The 21,964-nt window shown below is 47.5% G+C and carries 31 protein-coding genes; 17 read left to right on the forward strand and 14 right to left on the reverse strand.

Annotation, left to right across the window (positions count from 1 at the left end):
- Positions 1–27 precede the first annotated feature (27 nt).
- A complete protein-coding gene (locus AYO36_RS06190) occupies positions 28–3,264 on the reverse strand; it encodes an FtsX-like permease family protein (RefSeq protein WP_064299786.1) in 3,237 nt (1,078 codons plus the stop codon).
- 65 nt (positions 3,265–3,329) lie between these two features.
- Positions 3,330–3,917 carry a hypothetical protein gene (locus tag AYO36_RS06195; protein ID WP_064299787.1) on the reverse strand — a complete coding sequence of 196 codons (588 nt, stop codon included), beginning with the start codon at positions 3,915–3,917 and terminating at the stop codon, positions 3,330–3,332.
- Between the two features lie 186 nt (positions 3,918–4,103).
- On the opposite strand from AYO36_RS06195, the gene AYO36_RS06200 reads away from it, so the two are divergent.
- Entirely contained in the window at positions 4,104–4,634 is a 531-nt protein-coding gene (locus AYO36_RS06200) for a nucleotidyltransferase family protein (protein ID WP_231884655.1), read from the forward strand.
- A 20-nt stretch (positions 4,635–4,654) separates the two neighbouring features.
- Positions 4,655–5,341 carry a hypothetical protein gene (locus AYO36_RS06205; RefSeq protein ID WP_156501825.1) on the forward strand — a complete coding sequence of 229 codons (687 nt, stop codon included), beginning with the start codon at positions 4,655–4,657 and terminating at the stop codon, positions 5,339–5,341.
- Between the two features lie 276 nt (positions 5,342–5,617).
- Here AYO36_RS06205 and AYO36_RS06210 read toward each other — a convergent pair whose 3' ends face one another.
- Positions 5,618–6,493, reverse strand: coding sequence for an alpha/beta hydrolase (locus tag AYO36_RS06210; protein ID WP_064299790.1), 876 nt, complete (start codon positions 6,491–6,493; stop codon positions 5,618–5,620).
- 144 nt (positions 6,494–6,637) lie between these two features.
- Here AYO36_RS06210 and AYO36_RS06215 point away from each other — a divergent pair, with 144 nt between their 5' ends.
- On the forward strand, positions 6,638–7,252 hold the full coding sequence (locus AYO36_RS06215; RefSeq protein WP_055968296.1) for a histidine phosphatase family protein: 615 nt from the start codon (positions 6,638–6,640) through the stop codon (positions 7,250–7,252).
- A 35-nt stretch (positions 7,253–7,287) separates the two neighbouring features.
- Here AYO36_RS06215 and AYO36_RS06220 read toward each other — a convergent pair whose 3' ends face one another.
- Complete coding sequence (locus AYO36_RS06220; protein ID WP_064299791.1) at positions 7,288–7,866, reverse strand: hypothetical protein; 579 nt, start codon at positions 7,864–7,866, stop codon at positions 7,288–7,290.
- A 117-nt stretch (positions 7,867–7,983) separates the two neighbouring features.
- Between AYO36_RS06220 and AYO36_RS06225 the strand changes: the two genes are divergently transcribed.
- The 3 genes from AYO36_RS06225 to AYO36_RS06235 all read left to right on the forward strand — a co-directional run bounded on the left by AYO36_RS06225 (position 7,984) and on the right by AYO36_RS06235 (position 9,999).
- Positions 7,984–9,264 carry a right-handed parallel beta-helix repeat-containing protein gene (locus tag AYO36_RS06225; RefSeq protein WP_064299792.1) on the forward strand — a complete coding sequence of 427 codons (1,281 nt, stop codon included), beginning with the start codon at positions 7,984–7,986 and terminating at the stop codon, positions 9,262–9,264.
- A gap of 2 nt (positions 9,265–9,266) precedes the next feature.
- A complete protein-coding gene (locus tag AYO36_RS06230; protein WP_064299793.1) occupies positions 9,267–9,485 on the forward strand; it encodes a hypothetical protein in 219 nt (72 codons plus the stop codon).
- 100 nt (positions 9,486–9,585) lie between these two features.
- Positions 9,586–9,999: an SRPBCC family protein gene (locus tag AYO36_RS06235; RefSeq protein ID WP_064299794.1), complete on the forward strand. Its 414-nt coding sequence runs from the start codon at positions 9,586–9,588 to the stop codon at positions 9,997–9,999.
- 79 nt (positions 10,000–10,078) lie between these two features.
- On the opposite strand, the gene AYO36_RS06240 is transcribed toward AYO36_RS06235, so the two are convergent.
- The 3 genes from AYO36_RS06240 to AYO36_RS06250 form a co-directional block, all read right to left on the reverse strand.
- Entirely contained in the window at positions 10,079–10,783 is a 705-nt protein-coding gene (locus AYO36_RS06240) for an AAA family ATPase (protein ID WP_064299795.1), read from the reverse strand.
- 10 nt (positions 10,784–10,793) lie between these two features.
- Positions 10,794–11,501: a hypothetical protein gene (locus AYO36_RS06245; RefSeq protein ID WP_064299796.1), complete on the reverse strand. Its 708-nt coding sequence runs from the start codon at positions 11,499–11,501 to the stop codon at positions 10,794–10,796.
- An 81-nt stretch (positions 11,502–11,582) separates the two neighbouring features.
- The gene (locus AYO36_RS06250; RefSeq protein WP_064299797.1) at positions 11,583–12,302 is read right to left on the reverse strand and encodes an alpha/beta fold hydrolase; all 720 of its coding nucleotides are present in this window, start codon (positions 12,300–12,302) and stop codon (positions 11,583–11,585) included.
- Between the two features lie 90 nt (positions 12,303–12,392).
- On the opposite strand from AYO36_RS06250, the gene AYO36_RS06255 reads away from it, so the two are divergent.
- Positions 12,393–13,055, forward strand: coding sequence for a Type 1 glutamine amidotransferase-like domain-containing protein (locus AYO36_RS06255; protein ID WP_064299798.1), 663 nt, complete (start codon positions 12,393–12,395; stop codon positions 13,053–13,055).
- On the forward strand, positions 13,052–13,609 hold the full coding sequence (locus AYO36_RS06260) for a histidine phosphatase family protein (RefSeq protein WP_064299799.1): 558 nt from the start codon (positions 13,052–13,054) through the stop codon (positions 13,607–13,609). Before AYO36_RS06255 ends, AYO36_RS06260 begins: the two co-directional genes overlap by 4 nt.
- Positions 13,610–13,614: 5 nt before the next feature.
- On the opposite strand, the gene AYO36_RS06265 is transcribed toward AYO36_RS06260, so the two are convergent.
- Positions 13,615–13,887 (reverse strand): hypothetical protein, encoded by a 273-nt coding sequence (locus AYO36_RS06265; protein WP_064299800.1) that lies wholly within the window; start codon positions 13,885–13,887, stop codon positions 13,615–13,617.
- A gap of 147 nt (positions 13,888–14,034) precedes the next feature.
- Between AYO36_RS06265 and AYO36_RS06270 the strand changes: the two genes are divergently transcribed.
- Positions 14,035–14,571, forward strand: coding sequence for a PadR family transcriptional regulator (locus tag AYO36_RS06270; protein ID WP_064299801.1), 537 nt, complete (start codon positions 14,035–14,037; stop codon positions 14,569–14,571).
- A 1-nt stretch (position 14,572) separates the two neighbouring features.
- Positions 14,573–15,037, forward strand: coding sequence for a DUF4188 domain-containing protein (locus tag AYO36_RS06275; RefSeq protein WP_064299802.1), 465 nt, complete (start codon positions 14,573–14,575; stop codon positions 15,035–15,037).
- A 35-nt stretch (positions 15,038–15,072) separates the two neighbouring features.
- On the opposite strand, the gene AYO36_RS16650 is transcribed toward AYO36_RS06275, so the two are convergent.
- Positions 15,073–15,231, reverse strand: coding sequence for a DUF1272 domain-containing protein (locus tag AYO36_RS16650; RefSeq protein ID WP_082874171.1), 159 nt, complete (start codon positions 15,229–15,231; stop codon positions 15,073–15,075).
- A gap of 136 nt (positions 15,232–15,367) precedes the next feature.
- On the opposite strand from AYO36_RS16650, the gene AYO36_RS06280 reads away from it, so the two are divergent.
- Genes AYO36_RS06280 through AYO36_RS06290 form a run of 3 tightly spaced genes read left to right on the forward strand, consistent with a single transcriptional unit; the run spans position 15,368 to position 17,206 of the window.
- Positions 15,368–15,793, forward strand: a complete 426-nt coding sequence (locus AYO36_RS06280) for an Lrp/AsnC family transcriptional regulator (RefSeq protein ID WP_064299803.1) — start codon at positions 15,368–15,370, stop codon at positions 15,791–15,793.
- Positions 15,790–16,548, forward strand: a complete 759-nt coding sequence (locus tag AYO36_RS06285; protein WP_064299804.1) for an aminoglycoside phosphotransferase family protein — start codon at positions 15,790–15,792, stop codon at positions 16,546–16,548. The genes AYO36_RS06280 and AYO36_RS06285 overlap by 4 nt, the downstream gene beginning before the upstream one ends.
- Positions 16,549–16,573: 25 nt before the next feature.
- Positions 16,574–17,206, forward strand: a complete 633-nt coding sequence (locus AYO36_RS06290) for a Type 1 glutamine amidotransferase-like domain-containing protein (RefSeq protein ID WP_064299805.1) — start codon at positions 16,574–16,576, stop codon at positions 17,204–17,206.
- Here AYO36_RS06290 and AYO36_RS06295 read toward each other — a convergent pair.
- Positions 17,199–17,657, reverse strand: a complete 459-nt coding sequence (locus AYO36_RS06295; RefSeq protein ID WP_035397179.1) for a VOC family protein — start codon at positions 17,655–17,657, stop codon at positions 17,199–17,201. The genes AYO36_RS06290 and AYO36_RS06295 overlap by 8 nt on opposite strands.
- Positions 17,654–18,025 carry a winged helix-turn-helix transcriptional regulator gene (locus AYO36_RS06300; protein ID WP_035397181.1) on the reverse strand — a complete coding sequence of 124 codons (372 nt, stop codon included), beginning with the start codon at positions 18,023–18,025 and terminating at the stop codon, positions 17,654–17,656. Before AYO36_RS06300 ends, AYO36_RS06295 begins: the two co-directional genes overlap by 4 nt.
- A gap of 119 nt (positions 18,026–18,144) precedes the next feature.
- On the opposite strand from AYO36_RS06300, the gene AYO36_RS06305 reads away from it, so the two are divergent.
- The 4 genes from AYO36_RS06305 to AYO36_RS06320 all read left to right on the forward strand — a co-directional run bounded on the left by AYO36_RS06305 (position 18,145) and on the right by AYO36_RS06320 (position 21,081).
- The gene (locus AYO36_RS06305) at positions 18,145–18,825 is read left to right on the forward strand and encodes an NAD(P)H-dependent oxidoreductase (RefSeq protein WP_064299806.1); all 681 of its coding nucleotides are present in this window, start codon (positions 18,145–18,147) and stop codon (positions 18,823–18,825) included.
- Positions 18,826–19,016: 191 nt separating this feature from the next.
- Positions 19,017–19,451 carry a MarR family winged helix-turn-helix transcriptional regulator gene (locus AYO36_RS06310; protein WP_064299807.1) on the forward strand — a complete coding sequence of 145 codons (435 nt, stop codon included), beginning with the start codon at positions 19,017–19,019 and terminating at the stop codon, positions 19,449–19,451.
- A gap of 58 nt (positions 19,452–19,509) precedes the next feature.
- Entirely contained in the window at positions 19,510–20,493 is a 984-nt protein-coding gene (locus AYO36_RS06315) for a ring-cleaving dioxygenase (protein ID WP_064299808.1), read from the forward strand.
- Between the two features lie 45 nt (positions 20,494–20,538).
- On the forward strand, positions 20,539–21,081 hold the full coding sequence (locus AYO36_RS06320; RefSeq protein ID WP_050678013.1) for an NADPH-dependent FMN reductase: 543 nt from the start codon (positions 20,539–20,541) through the stop codon (positions 21,079–21,081).
- Positions 21,082–21,140: 59 nt separating this feature from the next.
- On the opposite strand, the gene AYO36_RS06325 is transcribed toward AYO36_RS06320, so the two are convergent.
- The 3 genes from AYO36_RS06325 to AYO36_RS06330 form a co-directional block, all read right to left on the reverse strand.
- Positions 21,141–21,350 carry a hypothetical protein gene (locus AYO36_RS06325; protein WP_064299809.1) on the reverse strand — a complete coding sequence of 70 codons (210 nt, stop codon included), beginning with the start codon at positions 21,348–21,350 and terminating at the stop codon, positions 21,141–21,143.
- A 75-nt stretch (positions 21,351–21,425) separates the two neighbouring features.
- A complete protein-coding gene (locus AYO36_RS16740) occupies positions 21,426–21,596 on the reverse strand; it encodes a hypothetical protein (RefSeq protein ID WP_156501826.1) in 171 nt (56 codons plus the stop codon).
- A 12-nt stretch (positions 21,597–21,608) separates the two neighbouring features.
- A complete protein-coding gene (locus tag AYO36_RS06330) occupies positions 21,609–21,953 on the reverse strand; it encodes a DUF2200 family protein (protein WP_064299810.1) in 345 nt (114 codons plus the stop codon).
- Between the last annotated feature and the right edge of the window lie 11 nt (positions 21,954–21,964).

A 21,964-nucleotide genomic window follows, 5' to 3' on the forward strand; every position in this document is an offset into this window, starting at 1 on the left:
GGAATCTACGCGCAAGACGGTCTGTTTTTAGTCGTTCTTTAAATCGATTTTGATTGAAATCGTCTTCGCGAAGTTATCCCCTGAGACGAACAGGACGAATTCCGTCTCGTCTGCCGGAACTTGATAGACGAGATTGACGTGTGCTTTGCCCGGGGCGACGTATTTCAGTCCTTGTTTCCAAGTTTTTTCGTTCTTATTTTCATAATCAATCGGTTCGTAGACTCCGCTGACTCCAGTCAGACTGAAACGATTCGGATGGTAAAACCTTTCTTCACCGATTTCTTGATAAAATGGGTCTTGATAGAACGTCGGTACAGTGATGTATTGATAACCGGCTTTTTCTTTTAATTTCAAGGAGGCAGGCGGTTGCTTCAATAACGTACCAACCCAAAAACTTGTATCTTTGACGACGGGGTCTCCCGGGAACGACTTGATGACGCCTTTCGCCATCGTTTCTTCAATCACACCGGAAGCTTGTTTTTCTGTTTTCTTAAGCGTTCTCTTCGATCCGGTCACACCATCTGTAATCTTGCTACCTGTCGTGATGACCTTCGGTGCTTGAGCGATCGGTGTCTGTTCAGCTGGCGATTCATTTGTCGCAAACAGGAATAGCGATAAGACACCGACAAATAGCACGGCACCAATCGTTGAGAGGGCCAGCTTGAAGCGACGCTCCGTCTCTTTGAAATTGACGCTGACACTACTGATCGCTGCATTCGGAACGATTCGGACAGCCCGTTGAGCTGGCAAGACGGCTCCGATAATTCCAGTTACAAGCGGAATTAGAATCGTAGCAGATAAGAAACCGAGTTCCGATGTCGGGAATTGACGGTAGACTTGCCAAATCATCGCTAGCGCAAAGAGAAGTCCGACAATCCCAGCAAGTAGCCCTGTCAACAAACCTTCCAGTAAGACAAGTCGGCGGATGAGTGTGTCTTGCCAACCTGTCGCCTTTAAGACGGCGAGTTGACTGCGACGTTCATTGACGTTTTGCCAAAGAATTTCCGTCGTCGTCAAAATAGCAATCAATAAGGCGACACCCATCGCGACATAATGCATCGTGCCGACTTCTAAAGCGACGTATTCGCCGAGCCACGTTGCATACAAGACTCCTTTTAGACGGAATGTCACGAACAGGAAGAAGATGAACAGACCCGTGGGTAAGGCAATCGCGATGATGGAAAGAAGCGTTCGTTGCCAGTATGTGAAGAGTTGGTTCATGCTCATACCAACAATCGATTGGGAGCGGACGAAGCGTCGTGAACGAGAGACTTCCCCGGAACGCATACTCTCATACGGCTTGATTCTTCGGATCAATGTCATCGGTACGAGTGTACCACCCCAGTAGATGAGTAAACCGGCTAGTCCGATTAGAAGAATCCGACCCAGTGCGATTGGATGGTCCGTCGTCAACCAGAACGTACCGAGGATCGTCCAGGCGATTAGTGCGACGAGAGAACCGAGTAGCGTCGCTTCAAGGAATAGCAGTTTAGAGAGCTGACGTGGCCGCCAACCGAGTGATAATAGAATCGAGAACTCTTTTTTACGAGCGTACAGCAGGATGATGTTAGAACTAAAGACATAGACGAGTGCGACCGCGATGACGCTAGCGATGACACCAGACATACCGACTTTCGCTTCCTGGAAAATCGTCATCGAAGAACCGAGCTTAATCCACGGTTGCTGCACCCAGCCGAGCGCCGATTTTTTTTCTAGACCCGGTAAGTAAGTCAATGCAAGTTGCGGTGACGAACCGAGCGTGACGTCCGTGATCAAACCGGTCTTATCCTCGATTTCGCGAGCGACATCTTGGAGTTTTTGCTCACTCGCGGCATTCATCTGATCGACACCTTTGACGTTGACACGAATGACGGAAATCGCTTTTTCACCGCGAATCTTAAAGGCGGCATCGAGCGTCGTCAACATAGAAGGTGGTTTCGTCAAGAAATCATAGGCGTCGTTCGTCGGCTTGACGTCCTTGACCGGATTGACCGGTCGATCGTTTTTGTCCATGACCCATTGTGCTTTAGCTGGGAAGTAAGTTTCCATCGGTAATTCGGTTAACGGATCCTTTGATAAATTCAATTTCTTCGGATTGAAGACGCCGATATAGTTCAAGCGAATCCGTGGCCAATCGTCACTCGTTTTTCCGAACATCCGTGCCTCACGATACATCGTCCGTTTCGCAAGTAAGTAATCAGGATTGACTTTTTTCGGTTCGACCTGATAACTGAAAGGCCAACGAGAAGCGAAAGGGCTCGAAATCGTCTGGTAACTGATTGGTGACGGTTTGAGGATCAGCCACTCGGAGTTACCAGAGGGTAATGTCGGAAAGGAGTCGGTCATGATTTGCTGGATCAATTTTTTCTGAACGTCTTGTGTCGTGACGGAATAGGTTTTTCCAGGACTATCCGTCGTCTTTAACGTTTTTAAATATTTTTTACCGCCCCGTTTCGTCACATCTCGAATCGTCTCCTGAATCGAATCATTAATGAGGGGAAGATCTAACTTTTCATACGTATACGTTCGCGATGCGTCGACATACTCGCGCTCGTTCATCAATATGGGAAGCTCGACCGTTCCAAGTTCCGGATCGACGATGTTTGCTGTGTCCTGTTCGTCAAAATAACGGCTATGTTTGCCGTCGACTGTCGCCTCGTCTAGACCAATCAAGCGGGCTTCCGCTTTTGGGTCAATTCCGGCAATCATCGTATCGCTCCCGAACTCGAGCAAAGGTTCTTCACCGAGCGCAGCAGGTGAGACACCAGAGATAGTGGCATTTTCATCCGGCGTCCACCCAGCAGCAAGATAGTTGACGGAAGAATACTTTTCGACGTTTAGTCCGGTATTCTGTTTGTCAGTGATCGTCAACTTATAGACACCGTAATCATCAAAACGATGCGTACCGACGTTTGCACCTGTCGCATGATTTCCAATCATCGCGATTGGAGCAGCGACGTCGACATCTGCAAGGGCTTGAATTGTTTTGTATTGTTTCATCGTGATCCCACCGTCTAGACCACTCATATAGTTCGGTTCGAGTAGTTTGAGGTCTTCCGTCACGCTCCGGCTGTTCGGTGGACGAACGACGATATCGTAGGAAGATTTCCAGCGTTTTTGTAACTCGTCAACGACGGTACCGTTGTTCGCTTGCGTCGTGCCGATCAAGTAACTCAATCCGGTACTGACGACGAGTACGCCGACAAGTAAGAGGATGAATCGTTCTTTGTTGCGCCACCAAGAATTCCAAATGAATCGTAGCACTCACACCACATCCCTTCTAAAATACTATGTAAAAAGCGCCTACACATTCATGCAAGCGCGACAGTTCATAACTCGATCTTAATCGCATGTGTTTTCGGGAACGCGTCGGAATCTGCGAGTAAGACGAACGTTTTCGATTTGACTGGTACTTGATACACGAGATCGAGTTGAGCACGTTGTGGAGCGTAATACTGATGACTGTTACGCCATGCCTTCGGATTATGGTTGACATAGTCGACCACCTTGTATTCGTTGCCCTTACCGTCATTTAGAACAAACAAGTTCGGTTTATAAATGCTGTAACCTCCCACAGTCTCAGTCGTATCATGCAGGACAAGTGGTACGGTTACGTAGCGGAAACCCGTCTTTTCTTTTAACTGTAATTCTTTTGGGGGAGAAGCTAAAAGTGCTTCAGCACGGAATGACTTCTTTTTTAATTCCGGATCACCAGGATACGTTTTAACAATTCCTAGCTTCATCAATTCTTGAATCGATTGAACATGATCTTCGGTTGTTTCATTAACACCAGCTAATTTCGTTTGTGATGAGACGTTGACGGGTTTATCCTGATGTGAAGCCCAGTACCAACCAACACCACCAAGCAGAGCAAAAGAAGTCACAAGCACGGGAATCGTTTTACGAGAACGTGACATGAAAACACTCCTTTTCGTTGAATTGTCAGAATAGTTATACAAAATATACTATTTACAAGGAATGGAAACAAGTGATAATACAAAAAATGGGATAAAAGTCAGGAAATGATTCCCGTTCTGATGAAATGAGGTAAACTATAGAAAATAAGCAACCAGCATCATGCTGCGTTGGAGGGAGAAAACGAAATGAATCAAGCTGACATCGAACAGCGATTACGAGAGGATGCGGAAGTGCAACTCATGCTGGCCAATGTAGAACGACTTGATTTGCCGGATTGGTGGATCTGTGCCGGTGTCTTACGTTCGAAGGTTTGGGGAACCGACTTAAACGCACAGTCGGACATCGATATCGTCTATTTTGATCCATCGGATATTTCAGAAGCGACGGAAAAAAGACATGAGCGACAATTGTTTGAATGGCTTGATTTACCGTGGTCGGTCAAGAATCAAGCACGCATGCACGCAGTCAACGATTTGCCTCCATACACATCAGCACAAGATGCAATCGCGCAGTTCCCGGAGACCGTCACGGCAATCGGTGTGACGAGACGACCAGACTTTGAACTCTATCTTCCATACGGCGCAAGTGACTTTACGAATCGGATCATTCGACCGACACCGTCTTTTCAAGTTGGTACTGAACGTCATTCGATCTTTCAGCAACGGGTGAGTAAAAAAGGATGGAGAGACGATCCGAGTCTACATATACGTCCATGAAACAAGAAGGAGCTTATGCGATGAAACGAATCAGTTATCAAAAAACGATACCGATTTTACTAGTAGGACTCCTCTGTATCAGCGGATGCGCGCCGGAAAAGAATGTCGAGGTGAAGGAAAAGATTCACGTTGATGGTATGAGTCTGTTCGACAGTGGTTCCTATCCGACTGCGTCTCAGACCGCTGAGCATCAGTTTAAGTATGACTTGAGTGACAAGTCCACCTATACGTTAAAGCAAGACGATTTTCGAGTGGACGCTCGATTCGGTGACTATAATCTACTGTTAGCAAGCGTGATTGAAGGACGATACGATACGCTGATGATTTACGAAAAAAAGTCGAACTGGATGTTAAGCAGTTCAATGGATCTCATTCGGGATCAATCGACGAAAGGCGAGGCAATCGAAGGGAGCCTAGCGTGGGAAGGAAACAAGAAGAAAATGACGACGAAACTTGTAACGAATCGTCATTATACAGTGATTCAGACACGACTGAAAAGTGAGCAGATTCCGGCACGATTTGGAAAACGGGTACGTACCGTTAATGGATTGAAAGTACACGTTCTAAAGCAAGGAAAACAGCTCAATCTTGCCTACCAAAACGGAACAGACGTGATGTGGATCGTCAGTGATCGACCGGAAGAGACGATCATACGATTGATTCAGCGATCACTAGACAGTCCGATTGACTCGCTTCTCACCGAGTAAACGATTAGACAGGCTAAAAAGACAAAGAGGCTGACTCAAAAAAGAATGACACGTCTTTTCACGCCCTTTCCTCAGGCGAGACACAAGCCAGCCTACCTGCCTTATTCAAGCAGGTAAGCGGGTCTTGTTTGTCTCTGACAGCGCAACAATGCGCTTTTTCCTGTAGGAGTGGCGTGAAACGCGTCATTCTTTATTTACACGATAAGGGTGGCAGATCATCATTCTGCCCCCCTTATCTTTGTGGAAACCGACTTTTGAGTCAACTCCCCCCTATACTTACGAACGATAAACGGACTTGAGGTAATCCGCGATACGGTACCAAGCCTGAAGTGCCGCGTCTAAGTCCCCGTGGTGTGTAAAGGCATGAGCTTGACCGGCGAATTCCTGGTGCTCAACAGCGACACCTGCCTCCTGAAGACGTTTCGCATACTGCCGCGCTTCCTGCGCCAGCGAGTCGTGCTCAGCCGTCAGGACGAGCGTCTGTGGTAACGCATCGAGTTGAGCCGCATAGAGTGGCGAAGCGAGGTGATGGTAGGCGTCTTCCGCACGAGCGATGTACATCGCATTGAACTGCCGTGCCTGTTCAGCGGGGATTGCTTCCTCGAAGAATGGTTTATCCGCGGGATCCGTCGCGAGATCAAGCGGAGGGTAGTCCAGAATTTGAGCGATGAGCGGCACAGGATCTGTCTGCTCAGCGTTCCATAACGATACGGCAGTCGCAAGATTGCCACCGGCACTATGCCCTCCGATGGCGATACGTGAAGCATCGAGGCGTAGCGTATCAGCATGTTGGAAAATCCACTGAACGACCTCATAGGCGACATGAACCGGAACAGGAAACGGATGCTCCGGCGCTAACGGATACTCGACATTGAGAACATGACAGTTGGCGGTCTCAGCGAGAAACAGATTCCATGGTTCGTCCATCTCTGGCGTTCCGGTGATGAAGCCGCCACCATGGAAACTGATGAATCCAGGTAGCGGTTCTGCTGCATCAATCGGTGAGTGGCACAACACTCGGACATCTCCGACTGAAGTCGGCACGTGTAGCGTAGTCGTGGTCGCTTGCGGTGGATGAGGAGGTGTGACTTGAGGACGTTCCTCATCCGAGCGGATTTGTTTGGCAAGGTCAATCATCTCTTGGCGATTCATCGAATTCCTCCTTTAGGTCTATCTTCATCATACCGAACGGATTGGTGAATTTCTCTTCTGGATTCGTTTTCTCTAGTTGCAGGAAAAAGCAGCCAGAGTTTGATACACTTTTGAAAGAAACTAGAAATCGAAAGGATGGAACAGATGCCAACACTTTACATTACGCGTCATGGCGAGACGGAATGGAACTTAGAAAAACGAATGCAAGGCTGGGAAGACTCTCCTCTGACAGCAAAGGGCAGACAGAATGCGCGGGACCTTGGTCACCGCTTACGTGAAATTCATCTGGATCATCTCTATATCAGTCCGATTGGTCGCGTCCGAGAAACAGTTCGAATGATGGATCTCGATCCAGCGATTCCGGTCACCATCGACGATCGATTGCGTGAAATGCACATGGGGGCATGGGAAGGGCGGACGGCGGCGGAAATTGAAGTCGCACACCCGCTTGCTCATGCTGCATTTTGGCAAACGCCGCATACGTACATACCGGAGAGTGGAGAATCCTTTGACGCGGTCCGGGAGCGCATTCTATCGTTTTTGGAACGACTGGCAGACCATGAAGAAGACGAAAACATCTTAATCGTCACCCACGGCATCTTCCTTAACATCTTGCTGACATATCTTCAACGAAAGCCGTTCGCGACATTATGGGATCCGCCGTTCATTCATGGAACGAGTTTGACGATCGTTGAATACAGGGATGGGGAAGCCGTGATTCGATTAGAAGCTGACATGTCGCATGTCATAGCGGACTAAAAAAACGGCGGACTTTTCTCGGTCCGCCGTTCTCCTTATCGTGATTTCGTCAAATAGATCAAAATTGCGCCTTCTTGTTTTCTGACCTTTAGGTGAGGAGAGGATAACGTGTCGATTGAGCGACCGATGATCGATTCTCCTGTCGTATAGCGTTTGAGGAGTAAGGGATAGAATGAAGCATTCGTCTGTTTTTGATCATTGAATTGACCGCTGTCAGTCTGGACGTTTTGAGGTAAGGTATAGGCCGTTTTCGTCTCAGGAATACCATTCTTCGTATCAAGCGAATAGGTGAAGGCATGCGAATCGTTGAGTAGGTTCAAATCATACGTCAACTGGAACGGCGTGCGATCATATGTACCGGCAGGAATCGATTTGTCGATCAGCACCTCTGGTGGTTCTGTATCGTCAAATTGGACCGCCTTGAGCTGGAGCGGGCGATCGAGTGTACCAGTTAAGAAAAATGTCCGCTGTTGCTGCGACTCGTCCTTCGTGGTAGAAGGTGTGATCGAAAAGGAAGACTTCTTGATCTTGACGGTTTCTTTTGGAAGGACGGTTGCTTCCGTTGTGCAACCAGCAAGCAAGAAGGGAAGGCTGAATAAAAGCGCGTATTTCATGACGTGATCCTCTTTTCCATAGTCATAGTGAATCGAGATGAATTTGAAATATTCAAAAAAATAGAAATGTTACCTAAATTATACCAACAATGTTCTTGCTAAATAAAGGAGGAAATCATGAAAGGCAAATGGTTATTAGCAACCGTCCTGCTCGTCGGTTGTGCCTCGACAAGTGAAGAGGCCGAATCGACGGCAAAATCGTTATACGTCGCACCGAACGGCAGTGATAAAAATACTGGCACGTTGAAGCATCCGTTTAAAACAATCCGACAGGCGACACAAAAAGCGACTGCGGGTACGACGGTCTACTTGCGAAAAGGAACGTATCACGAGAAGCTGAACGTTAGACAGAACGGAACGAAAGAACGCCCGATCACCTTCCGAAACTATCAAGACGAGCAGGTCACGTTAAGCGGGAAAAATATCAAAGATCGGGACGCAACCTTACCCATCGTTCAGGTGAAAAATCGAAAATATGTGACAATCCAAGGACTGAAGATCGAAGCCGTTCAGTCGAAACGAACGGACGCGACACCGATCGGCATTTTGGTCACGGGATCAGGATCTAACATCACGTTGAAGAACAATACGGTTCGCCAGATCAAGACGCTCGCGAAAGATGGAAATGCACACGGCATCGCCGTCTACGGAACGGGAGCGATTCGTCAACTGACGATTACCGGTAACCGAGTCGAGCAGAATCGTCTCGGTTTCAGTGAAGCCCTCGTCTTAAACGGAAACGTCAAACATTTCCGGGTGACGAAGAACGTTTTACGGGATAACGACAACATCGGCATTGATTTGATCGGACACGAAGGAATCGCTCAGTCGAAGAAAGACGACTACGTCCGTGAGGGCGTCGTGTCGGAAAATCGTGTTTACCGGACGTCGAGCTACGGCAATCCTGCTTACGGGAAGGAATACAATGCAGCCGGTATCTATGTCGATGGTGGGAAGAATTTGACGATTGAGAAGAATCTCGTCGAAGCGAGTGACATCGGGATTGAAGTGACGAGTGAACATGCCGGACGATACGCAGAAGATGTCATCGTCCGCCAGAATGATGTAAGGCAAAACGTCTACACCGGAATTGCGATCGGTGGGTATGACACGAAGCGGGGCGGTACAAAACGTGTCCGGATCGAGCAAAATCAGCTGATCGGGAATGATACGAAAGGGCTCGAGGGTGGTCAATTGCTCGTCCAGCATGATGTCCATGACAACACGATCATCAAAAACACATTCGATGGTTCGTTAAGTGTCGCCCATTACTTCAAGACAAGTTCGGGAAATAAGTTTGAAAAAAATACGTTCCAGCATACAAAACGTTTCATGTGGCGCGACGCCTCCTATAAAACGGAACAAAGCTTCTTGAAAGCGGTCCGAAAGGTGGAATGAGAATGAAGTTATCGGAACGACTCCTCGCTTACTGGATCCAGATTCCGAGACGCTGGCGGCTTGCAGCATTGACCGCCTGTATGTTAACGATTTGGACGGTGGAAGGCGTTCGGTTTTTAACAAGTCCGGCGTTACGACTGCCGACCGTTACCGATGCAATCATCTGTCTCGTTCCAGCGATTTTATTGTTCATGGTATGGAAAACAAAGCGTTCAAATTAACACCTGAATTAATCGAAAATAACAAGGAATTCATTTAATCATCCTCGAAATAGGGAGGGAACTTCAATTAGTGAACTTCAATTAGTAAGGAGGAAAAAAGATGACGAAACTAACGATTCAAGCCGTGATTGACCGTCCAGTCGAGACCGTGTGGGAGATCTGGAACGCACCGGAAGATATCAAACGCTGGAACGCAGCGTCTGACGATTGGCACACGACGGCGTCAACGAATGATTTGACGGTCGGTGGTCAATTCACGAATCGAATGGAAGCAAAAGATGGTAGCATGGGGTTTGATTTCACGGGTACATACGAGACAATCGTTCCTTACGAACGCATTGCGTATGTCCTCGAAGATGGTCGCCAGGTGACGATCGACTTCTCCCGGAACGGAGAACAGACCGAAGTCGTCGAATCGTTTGATGCCGAAACAATCAACCCGCCTGAGATGCAACAAGCGGGTTGGCAGGCTATCCTTGATCGGTTCAAGTCATATGCGGAGTCGAAAAAATGAACATATTATAAAAACCGTTCAGTATACTTGTGTTCCACTTAGGAAATACGAGTATACTGGACGGTTTTTTTAGAATCCATCAACCTGCTAACTCCAACATCTGAACGAACGCGACGTCCGGATCGGTCGTCTCGAATCGGTTCAACCAATCCTTGAAGTCGCCTTCGTACAAAATACGACCGTGATGAAGGAAGATGACATGGGCATCGGTATGCAATAGATCGTGTAATTGATGCGTCGAGAAGAGGCACGTTTGACCGTTTGCAGTCATCTGCTCGAAGCGTCGCATGATATGAAGCCGTGTTGCCGGGTCGACCCCGCTCGTTGGCTCATCAAAGATGTAGAGCGAACGTGGTACTGTCGTCAACAGGGTGACGAACAACCATTTCTTTTCGCCAGCGGACATCTTACCGATTTTCATCTCCCACAGATGAGCGAATAAATCGAGCTCTCGTGGCTGTTTCAGATGACGCGTATACGTCTCTTGCTTGCGATATGCTCTCAAACGGGCGAGCCGACCGACGAAGACGGCGACATCCTTGCCCTTTAATTCATCCGAGTAATAGATGAATTGCGTCAAATAGAGAATGTCCGAAATATCGGGTAAGTCCAGTTCTCCGGACGTGATTGGTAAAGCACCAGTCATGCAATCAAACAGTGTCGTTTTCCCGGCACCGTTCATCCCGATTAAGACGTTCAATTTTCCGGGAATGAGTGAAAAGGAGACATCGTGTAACAGGTCAGGTGATTTCGGATAGTTAAAGCGTATGTGTTGGACGTGCATCTGAATCCTCCTATCGGGTCAGCAATGACATGAGATTAAAGCGTTTGACAGAGAATAGACCAAGTAATAGATAAACGACGAGTACGACGGTCAAGATAAGTAACGATGCTCCCGTAACGTGCTCAGAGACGGCGAGACCAAGTGTTTTCATGACATAAAAAGGATTCAAGTAACTGTACCAGCGATCCGGTTGGTTACTTGCGAACAAGAACAGCGGATACATGACGATGTTGATTAATGTCGACATACTCGAAATCTTTGCCGGAAGCATCGTCAAGACGATACTTGCAAAAGCAAGCGGGATGCTGAGCAACAAGACGAGATAAGCGAGTAACAACGTCAAAGGTGAGAAGAAGCCGAATACAAGCATCAGAATCGTCGTAAAGACCGTCAAACTAACGGCTGCAAACACGAGCTGAACGAGTACGAGTGCGAGAATACAACCAATCTTACTACCGGAAATCATGATATACGTCTTCATCAAACCATGCTCCCGCATCCGGGCAAGTTGGAGACCGATGCCATTCACGTAAATCGAAAGTAAGATATACCCCCAAAAGAGCGCGAGGAATGAGAGGAAACTGTTCTCGGTGAAGTCGAGGCGTGACCCGAAGACAAAGGCGAGAATCAACGGGAAAATCAACGACCAAAAGACCGGAATCTTATCCGTCAGCATGATTTTTAAGTAGAGTATGAAGTAGCTAGGAATCGAATACATATGTGCCTCCAATCAGTGTGTCGAATCAAGCTTATATTAAGTATACGTTTGGAAATGGGAAATAGTTCCTTTGAAAAGAGCTTAAGAATCACCTGAAATCAAACGATGTAACGCATCGACAACAATATGGGGGGCATCCTGTTGAATGAAGTGCCGGCTGTTTGGAACTTCGCTCAACAAGCCTTGGATCGACTGTGCAGCAGTTTGTCGTTGCAATTCGTGCCACAATAGTTGCGCCTCACGCGAATAATGATCCTTTTTACCAGCAGACAGAACAATGACTGGAAATGGGTAGAGGATATCAACGTTCGTCGCTTCAATACTCTCTTTAAAATCTTCGTATGTACATTCGAGCGTGAATTGTTTTTTGTATATGGATTGGAACGTGTTTGGCATCTCTGGTAAGAAGCGTTGAATATAGGACTCTGGTGTTGCATCGATGAGCAATAGACCTTTTATTTCACTTGGATATTGCGATGCAAATTGTCGAACTAACGTGCCGCCATAGGAATGACCCACAAGAATAAAGGGTGGTTTGAGAGATAAGGTATGGATCAAACGGCGAAGGCGATTCACGCTCTGGCGACTAGTCTCGGAATCATGCTGCATACTACCACTGATGTTCGTACGGTCATACATCAAGATCGTTCCAAGTCCTTCAACTTGATCCATGATTGGTTGCCAGGTTGAAAGATCTTGTCCATATCCATTTTCAAAGATAAACGTCGGTTGATCGGAAGTTCCGAGAATCAGACGATAGTGTAACGTCGTTTCAGGTAACGTCATTAAATCGAAAGACATTTGATTCCTCCTATTCTAGTGGGAATAAAAGTAAGGGTACCAGAAAGAAACAAATATTGTAAACTGAAGCAAAGGACTGGAGGTATGATGATGGACTATTTATTAACGTCCGGTGGGATACAAAATCCCTCGATTCACAAAGCGTTACGCGAGATGCTCAGAAAACCGATTGAGGAATGCCATGCCATTGCGATCACGACAGCTTCCTACGCATTAGGCAGAGGAACGGACCTCGCTGTCAACTTCATTCAAGGAAAAGATGAGGCACCGATGGTCGATTTAGGATGGAAGTCAGTCGGTCTGTTGGAATTATCAGCGGTCTCGGTAATTGATCCAGCAATTTGGCAACCAGCGGTCGAACAAGCGGATGTCATTCTCGTTAATGGTGGTGATCCACTCTTTCTATATCACTGGTTCGTCGAATCGGGCTTCGATCGACTATTACCGCAACTAACCGGTGTTTATGTCGGGATGAGCGCCGGCAGCATGGTCCTTACGCCACGAATCGGAACAGATTTCGTTGGATGGAAAAAGACGCCGGAGCAATCGGACGCAACATTAGGTCTCGTTGACTTTTCAATTTTCCCGCATCTCGATCATCCGCAATTACCAGATAATCACTTACAAGCTGCCAAATCTTGGGCTGAGACATTGACGAATCCGGCGTACGCGATCGACGACGCGACAGCGATCCGTGTTATCGGTTCGAACGTAGACGTGATTTCTGAAGGAAAGTGGGTCCAGTTGCGATGAGGACGCTCTATTTCATTCGCCATTGCGAATCGATCAAAACAGGCAGTGATCGAGGGCGGGGATTAACGGATGCAGGTCAGGAACAAGCGCAGGAACTCGTAGCGTTCTTTAAAGCGATACCGATTGACGCCATCTACTCGAGTCCGATGCAACGGGCGATGGACTCCGTTCGCCCACTCGCTGAGCAACGAGGTTTGCCGATCTACGAGGCAGCGTTTCAAGAACGGTGTTTTCAGGAAACAGACGAACGTTTATCACCTAAACGGCTAGAAGAACTGTTGAAGCGATCATTCCAAAATGATGATTACGCGCAAAGTGGTGGTGAGTCGAATCAAATAGCACGCAATCGTGCTCTAGTAGCCATCGATCAGCTACGTAAAATCCACCCGCACCACCGATTGGTCGTCGCGACGCATGGTCTCGTGTTGGCGTTAGTGCTCGAACACTACACTGGACGACCGGCAAATGAGTGGCTGAGCGCGATGGCGAGTCCAGCGATCCATCAGCTGACATTCGATGCAAGCGGGAAAACGTCTCATGAACAACTCTTGTAAAATGATTAAATCTGCCCGCTGAAGATGAAACCGAGAAATAGCAGTAGTAACACACTAAGAGGAACGGAACAGGCGAGACTGACATATTTGAGGATTCCCGGTTCGCGTCGTTTGATGGCGACGATCCCGAGTCCGATTCCAAACAGATAAATGACAAGTCCGATCGGTATCGTAAGCATCGAGTTTGGTCCGAACGACCAGTTGAACGGCGGGAAAATCATAGAGTCGATGAGCAGACCGAGCAAACTAAAGAAGAGAGAAGCTTTAGCGTATGTCATGTGAGAACTCCTTTTAATTAAGTATGTGAACAAGAATTCGGATTTAAAATGAGAATTCCTGCTTCATCCAGTAAATTTCCTGTTTGGCATTTGAATGAACGGGAACTATATCTAAAAGATACTATCTTTTAGATATAGGAGGGACCGATGCCAAAAGAAAATATGACCCGTTATGCGATTCTCGGACTTCTTGCAAGCGGATGTACGTCTGGTTATGAGATGAAACACACGATCGATACGAGCTTGAATCACTTTTGGAAAATCAGCTTCGGACAAGTCTATCCGACGCTGAAACGGTTAGAGGCGGAAGGATTGATCGTTGAAGAGGTCACGGATGGGGAACGGAAACAATTCGCTCTGACGAAAAACGGGCATGCGGAGCTCGAGCGGTGGGTCGCTGAACCGTCCGTCGAATTGCCCGTGCAACGGAACGACCTGTTGTTGAAGCTGTACTTCGCTCGACATGCTTCAAAAGAGGTCACCTTGAAGAAAATTCAGGAGCACGCGCGATTGCTCGAAGAACGGCTTGAGACGTATCAAGCGATCGATGCGATGATTCGTTCTTATCCTGACTCGAATGATGCCGTCTATTGGTTATTGACGCTTGATTATGGCATTCGGAAGACACGGGCGTTACTCGACTGGTGCGACGCTTCCCTTGAGACCCTTGAAGGAGGAAATTGACATGAAACGGATCATTGCGACTCCGAACAAAGACGTCGTCGTGTTCATCATCGGTTTACGGATCAATCGCCTACGTTCTGTCCGGCAGTGGTTACCGACGGTCCAAGCGATGGGACCGATGCTACAAGAGTGTTATGAAAACGATGTCGGTCTGATTTCGCATGAGTCACTTGTCGGTTGGCGTTCCGTGACGTTGATTCAGTATTGGCGTTCGACGGAAGAATTGATGGCATATGCCCATGGTTCCCGTCATTTGACGGCGTGGAAACGATTCAATCAGAAGGCACGGACATCAGAAGCGGTCGGGATCTTCCATGAGACGTTCGAAGTCAGCAATTATGAGTCGATGTATGTCAATCTTCCAACCCGAGGTCTAGCGAAAGCACTCGGGGAGTCGGCGATTAAGCCGCATCAAGAAAAAGCAAAAGAGCGCTTAGCCGAGCGACAATCACAAGAGACGATCTAAATAGACAAAAGACGGGTGCCGAGGCATCCGTCTTTTTATGTCGCGACTGGCGTGACGGCTTCGAGCATCTCCCCGCAGTTTTGGCAAATATGATCGAGCGCTTTCGTACACGGTTCGCAAAACGTACAAGCGTGCGAGCACTGATAGACCGTCGTTTCAATCGTTTCTTGACACCGGACACAGGTTGATTCCATATGTATCACCTCCTGTAATTAGTATAAGAAAAGCATTTTGATGAGCACAGTAGGAGAACATAGGGAAAGGCTATATTTTCCTTTGATTCCATGTTAATTTGAAGAAAGTGGTTTTAATTCGAAAGGGAGATGAAAAATGGACCAAATTGATCAACAGATTGTCCGGATTCTGCAAGATGATGCCCGGATTCCATGGTCGGAACTCGGACGACAGATCGGGTTATCGGCACCTGCCGTCATCGAACGGGTCCGAAAAATGGAGGACGCGGGAATCATCGAAGGATTCCGCGCTGTCATAAATCCGGAAGCACTCGCGCAAGGGTTACTCGCTGTCGTCATGTTCGAAGAGACACGCTGCGCAGGCTTGATTGAATTTTGTAAAGGACATCCAGAAGTCGTCGAGTGTCATCGCCTGACCGGTAGCTATAACTTCATGGTCAAGTTGCAAACGGCGTCCGTTACAACGCTGGAACGTTTTCTTGATGACGCATCGGTCTACGGCAAACCGTCGACCTGGATTCGACTGTCGACGCCAGTGCCGTTCACGGGATATACGGTATGACGGAAGCAACCCGTGTACGGATCGAACAACTGACGGGGGATATCGGGCACGTCGAAAAGCTTTTTGAGCAAGGGGGAACTTCGATTGTGTACCGGATTGAAGCAAAGAAAGGGAGTTACTTACTAAAGACTGCTATGGAAGCGAGATACCAAGGATGGCTCGCAGAAGAAGCAATTGTCTTAGAAGAATGGATGCAACGAGAACCAGGGTTCCTACCTGAGTACGTTGGTTTTTTTAAGACGGAACAGCAAAGCCATCTCTTGATGCAGTGGCGAGACGGGATAACGTTGACGACAGCTTTAAGACAGGCGACAAGCGAGCGACGGATCCAGCTGTGGCAAGCATTCGGGACATATCTTTTTCATTTTCATCAACGAGCGACAGGGGGAACGTCACAGGAATGGTTAAAGGAACGAATTGTGACAGCGGAACGTTATGTCACATCTGTTTGGACGTCCGGCACGATGGATTTACTGAAACAACTAAAGTCCTCCTGTCCGGAGCCGATAACTGCCAGTTGGATTCATGGCGACTGTACGACAGACAATCTGTTGGTCGCGACGGACGGAAAGCTCTCGTTCATAGATGTCGGAGCGATGAGACCGGGCGATCGGCGGTATGATATCGCTCTCGCCATCAGTCCAATCATCAATGATCCGGTAGCACTCGATGCCTTTTATGAAGGCTATCGCTTTGAGCGACTAACTACACGAGAATTTGATTATTACGAACACGGACTGTATTCCTTTTTCTAAAAAGTCGCTGCAAAGGAGAAAAAAGATGAACCTCATGCTAATCGGAGGCGGTCAACTGGTTGCTCCGTCTCATCAATTCATCAATCGGCATGTCGTTCAACTGACGAAACACGCACCACATATCGTCTTCCTGCCGACGGCAAGTCGAGATGAATTGCTATACCAACAACAATTTCGAGATACATATGAAACAATTGGAGCGATTGTCTCGATCGTCACGCTGTTTGACGACGAACAATCCATGGAGACGCAACGACGACTAATAGAAAATGCCGACATTCTTTATGTCGGTGGTGGCAATTATCCGTTACTCGTCAAGACTTTTGCTGTAAAAGGCATGGATCTATGGCTTGAACAAGCCATCAAGCGTGGAACGTGGTACGTCGGTGTCAGTGCTGGAGCGATCTATGCGATGGAATACGGGATCCGTACGAGTGAGGACGGAACGGACTATTGCCTGGATACGGGGCAAGGCTGGCTGAGCGGTTGTCTCTGTCCTCATTTAAACCAGGAAAAACGGGCAACCCGTTTTCAGGAACACCTGTCTCAAATGGATCACGCGATCGGATTACCTGACGATACGGCGTATATTCTTTCTGGGACAGATCACTATCGATTAGGAGAAGGGCATGCGTTGTATGGACGTTACATTAAGTAAACGTTAGCGTCTCGAATTCTTGGAGTGTCATCTTCTTCGATAGTCGTTTCGGATTCGGTAAGTGACAGATGAATTCTAGACTATTGCCATCCGGATCATTGAAATGCAGTTTGGCATGGGCGTAATTCGTATGTGTCATCACGAAGGGCTCATCTGGTCCAAATCCAAATGCAGCGCGTGGTTCGATTTGACGCTCGCGCAACCAATTCGGAGCATTTCGTAAAAAGTCGATATCGACAGTTAAAGCGATGTGTCGGATGGAAGGATGATACGGTGTGTTCGCATGCTCACTAAGCCAAAGTCCAAGCCAACTTTTTCCGGGTTCAATCCATAAAAATGCGATTCGATCGTCAATGGTATGATCAAAGGTTAATCCGAGTGATTCGTAAAATTCAATCGATCGATGTAAATCAGATACCGGTAGATGCGCTTCATATAGTGAGAACGTCATCGAACGAGTTCTCCTGCAGCACGATGCTCGAGCACGCTTGACATATGATCGGTCGCCCATTGTTTCATCATCAGGACGAGCGGACGAAGTGTCTCACCGAGCGGGGTAAGCGAATACTCGACACGAGGCGGTACTTCTGCGTATGTCACGCGATGGATCAGCCCATCGTGCTCGAGTTCTCGTAATTGTAAGGTCAAGATACGCGGACTGATGGATTCAGAGGTCTTCAACAGTTCTGAAAAGCGAAGCGGACCGTCAAGTAGTTGATAGAGTAAGATGGCTTTCCATTTTCCACCGATCACTTCGACCGTCGCTGCCGTCGCACAAGAATAGGTATTTAGAAACACACAACTGTCTTCGATTGGCATATGGATCGTCTCCTTTAGTTACATGATTGATAGTATGTCACTTCAAAGTGCGTACTTGTCGCTTGCTAGGAAGCGGCATACACTTCAGATGTCACTATCATACGAAATGAGGCTAGAACATGTTAACTAAAACGACTAACGATTTACGAAAACAACAGATTCTCGATGCATTCGCCTTCCGTCACGCGACAAAACGATTTGCGGACAAACAGATTCCGGAAGATGATTTTGCTTTCATCCTCGAAACGGGACGTCTTTCTCCATCATCGTTTGGCTACGAACCGTGGCGTTTTCTTATCATTCAGGATGAGTCGCTTCGTGCGCGGCTTGCACCGTTTGCGTGGGGCGCTGCCGGACAACTCGAGACAGCGAGCCATTTCGTCATCCTCTTGGCTCGAAATGAACAGGACATGCATTTTGACGCGCCTTACATCCATCATATGATGCAAGATGTGATCGGATTAACGCCTGAAGCACAGCAAGGTCGTCATTCATTTTATCGTCAGTTCCAGGAAGCCGACTTCGATCTTGTGTCATCCAAGCGCGCCATGCGGGATTGGTCGGCAAAACAAACATACATTGCGCTCGGTAACATGATGACCAGTGCGGCACAGATCGGGATTGATTCGTGCCCGATGGAAGGATTCGACCAAAAAGCCGTCGAACAGCTGTTACGTGATGAAGGACACCTGACGGATAATCTGAATGTCGCCGTCATGGTCGCGTTCGGTTATCGAAATGAAGCACCGGCGCATCCGCAAACACGCCAAGCCCTCGTAGATCTCGTTGATTGGGTCTAACATTTAAGCTATTTTAAAACCATGTGATTCATCGCATCTGAGTCGATTTTTTCTTCGGCTCAGTTTTTTTAGTTTGTTACGCATCAAGTTTATATAAATAGTAGCAAAACAGTTGACGAATAAAAATCGGGATGGTATATTTATCTCGAATTAAAGATATATGAATTGAAGATACAAAAGAGGTGAACGAAATGACTCCACCGAATCCGAACTTGAAAGCATTGACGGTCATGGTGCGCGCAGTTGATGCGTTACATGAAGTCATCAAGAAGGATGTTGCGCAATGGGGATTGAACCCGACGGATTTTTCAGTTCTTGAGTTGCTGTTTCACAGGGGCAGGCAACCGATTCAATTGATTGGGAAAAAAGTCTTGATCACGAGCAGTAGCATCACCTATGTCATCGATAAGCTCGAAAAGAAAAATTACGTTGTCCGAAAAGCATGTCCAGAGGATCGGCGTGTGACATTTGCGGAACTGACCTCTGAAGGACACCAACTGATGGAAGCTATTTTTCCAAAGCACGAGCAAGCAATCAATCAAGTATTTCAAGGAATAGTCCCGTCAGACCTCGAAGCATTCATCGAGACAGCCAAAACGATCGGCTATCAAGCAAAAAAACAATAAAATTTTTTAGGCTGATATCTCGAATTCGAGATAATAACCACTAAAGGAGCGATTTTTCATGAATGAACTAAAAGGAATCCACCACGTGACGGCGATTACGAGCAGTGCCGAGAAAAACTATGACTTCTTTACGAACGTCCTAGGGATGCGATTGGTAAAGAAGACCGTCAATCAGGATGACATCCAGACGTATCACTTATTCTTCGCCGATGATAAAGGATCTGCCGGCACGGATATGACGTTCTTTGATTTCCCTGGTATTCAAAAAGGGTCACACGGAACAAATGAAATCTTCAAGACGGCGTTCCGTGTTCCAACGGATGCGGCACTTGAATACTGGATTAAACGCTTTGACAAATATGACGTCAAGCACCGTGGTATCAAAGAACAATTCGGCAAGCAGACGCTCTCGTTCGTCGATTTTGATGAGCAACAATACATGTTGATCTCTGACGAGCATAATCAAGGTGTCGCTTCTGGCACACCGTGGCAAAATGGTCCGGTACCCCTCGAGTTCGCGATCACGGGACTCGGTCCAATTCACATCCGGATCGCGGAATTCGACAATTTAAAAGCGGTACTTGAACAAGCGATGTTGATGCGCGAAGTCGATCAAGCTGGTTCCCTGCACTTGTTCGAGATGGGTGAAGGCGGAAATGGTGCCCAAGTCATCGTTGAGCATAACGTCGTTCTACCAAGCGGACGTCAAGGATTCGGAACAGTGCACCACGTCGCCTTCCGCGTTGAAGATACGGCTGCTTTACAGGAATGGATCGAGCGGATGCAACAGCTACGCTTCAACACGTCCGGTTATGTCGATCGCTTCTTCTTCGAGTCCCTTTATGCCCGTGTTGCGCGCAGTGTCTTGTTCGAGTGGGCAACAGATGGTCCTGGTTTCATGGGTGATGAGCCTTATGAAACGGTTGGAGAAAAATTATCATTACCACCATTCCTCGAGCCACAACGGGCACAGATCGAACAAATGGTCCGTCCGATTGATACGGTCCGGAGTACGCGCAAGATCGAAAAAGAATATCTTTAATAGGAAAATGAACTGACAGCATCTAAACAAGAGGAGGAAATGAAAATGGAGAAATTAAACATTGGTATCATCTTAGGATCCACACGTGAAGGACGCCTCAGCCCACAAGTCGGGAACTGGGTCAAACAACTCGCCGATCAACGGGGGGATGCAAACTACACGATTCTTGATATCGCCGACTACAAATTACCGCTTCTAGGTGAAAAGGATGGGGATGCGTCGGGTGCTGCTGCTTGGTCGAAGGATGTCGCAGCACAAGACGGCTTCGTCTTCATCGTCCAGGAATACAACCATTCGATTGCAGCGTCACTCAAGAACGCGCTCGATTATCTACGTGTCGAATGGAACAACAAAGCGGCAGGGATCGTCTCTTATGGTTCTGTCGGTGGGGCACGGGCAGCCGAACATTTGCGCGGCATCTTAGGTGAGTTATTGATCGCCGACGTCCGGGTGCATCCGGCGTTATCATTGTTCACTGATTTCGAGAACGGATCGGTCTTAAAAGCGGCAGCCGTTCAAGAAACATCGGTCAACCAAATGCTCGATCAAGTCATCCCGTGGGCAACAGCATTAAAAACGATTCGCTAAATCGTGATTGATCAGAAACCCCCCTCATTTCGCTGAAATGAGGGGGGTTTCTATCGTTGTCATGTACAACACGACGTGACGCGGCGCAGATCCTTTTCTTGAACGTAAAGCGTGTGTTGGCGGACTTTGTAAGGAATGTCAGCCGCTTGAAGCCGTTCGAGATAGTGACCTGTTGGAGCGACCGTCCATTTCACATATGTCGTTGCGGCATTCGGTGAGGCGAGACAGATGAGTAGCAAAAGCGGAAGGATCCATTTTCGAAGTTGCAAGCGTATACCTCCTCTATTATTTCAAATACTGTATTAATGATTTTATTGTTAAAATCAAAAACTAAAAATCACGACTCACGTCAGCAAAAAATAACTGACCATCAAGCCGACCGACAGACCACCAAAGACAAGTCGATAGACGGGTGAACGATGGGTTCCTTTGCTTCGTTTGACTTGATAGACGATGAAATAGGTCACACTGGTCACCATGACGAGGATCGCCAGTGTACTGAGTAAAGTAGACATCAGCATTCCTCCTTATCGTAAGATTTTAGTTAATGCTTTTCCTTTTGCCAGTTCATCGACGAGTTTGTCGAGAATGCGAATGTTACGAATGTGCGGATCCGTTAGGTTTTCCACACGAATCCCGCAGATGACACCAGTAACTAAAAAGCGACGTTCGTTCAGGGCGGGTGCGTTCTCGAAAAAGGCTGCGACGTTTTGGGTTTGTATGGCTTGTTCAAGAGTTGATGGCGTGTGTCCGGTCAACCAGAACAGCACGTCATCGAGTTCGTCTTGTGTCCGTTGCTTACGCTCGACTTTTTGACGGTATATCTGATACAGCTGTTGCATCGGCATTTGAAATACTTTTTCGTAACTCATCTGAATCGCCT

It is taken from the genome of Exiguobacterium sp. KKBO11 (genome assembly GCF_001644945.1).
Taxonomy (GTDB): domain Bacteria; phylum Bacillota; class Bacilli; order Exiguobacteriales; family Exiguobacteriaceae; genus Exiguobacterium_A; species Exiguobacterium_A abrahamii.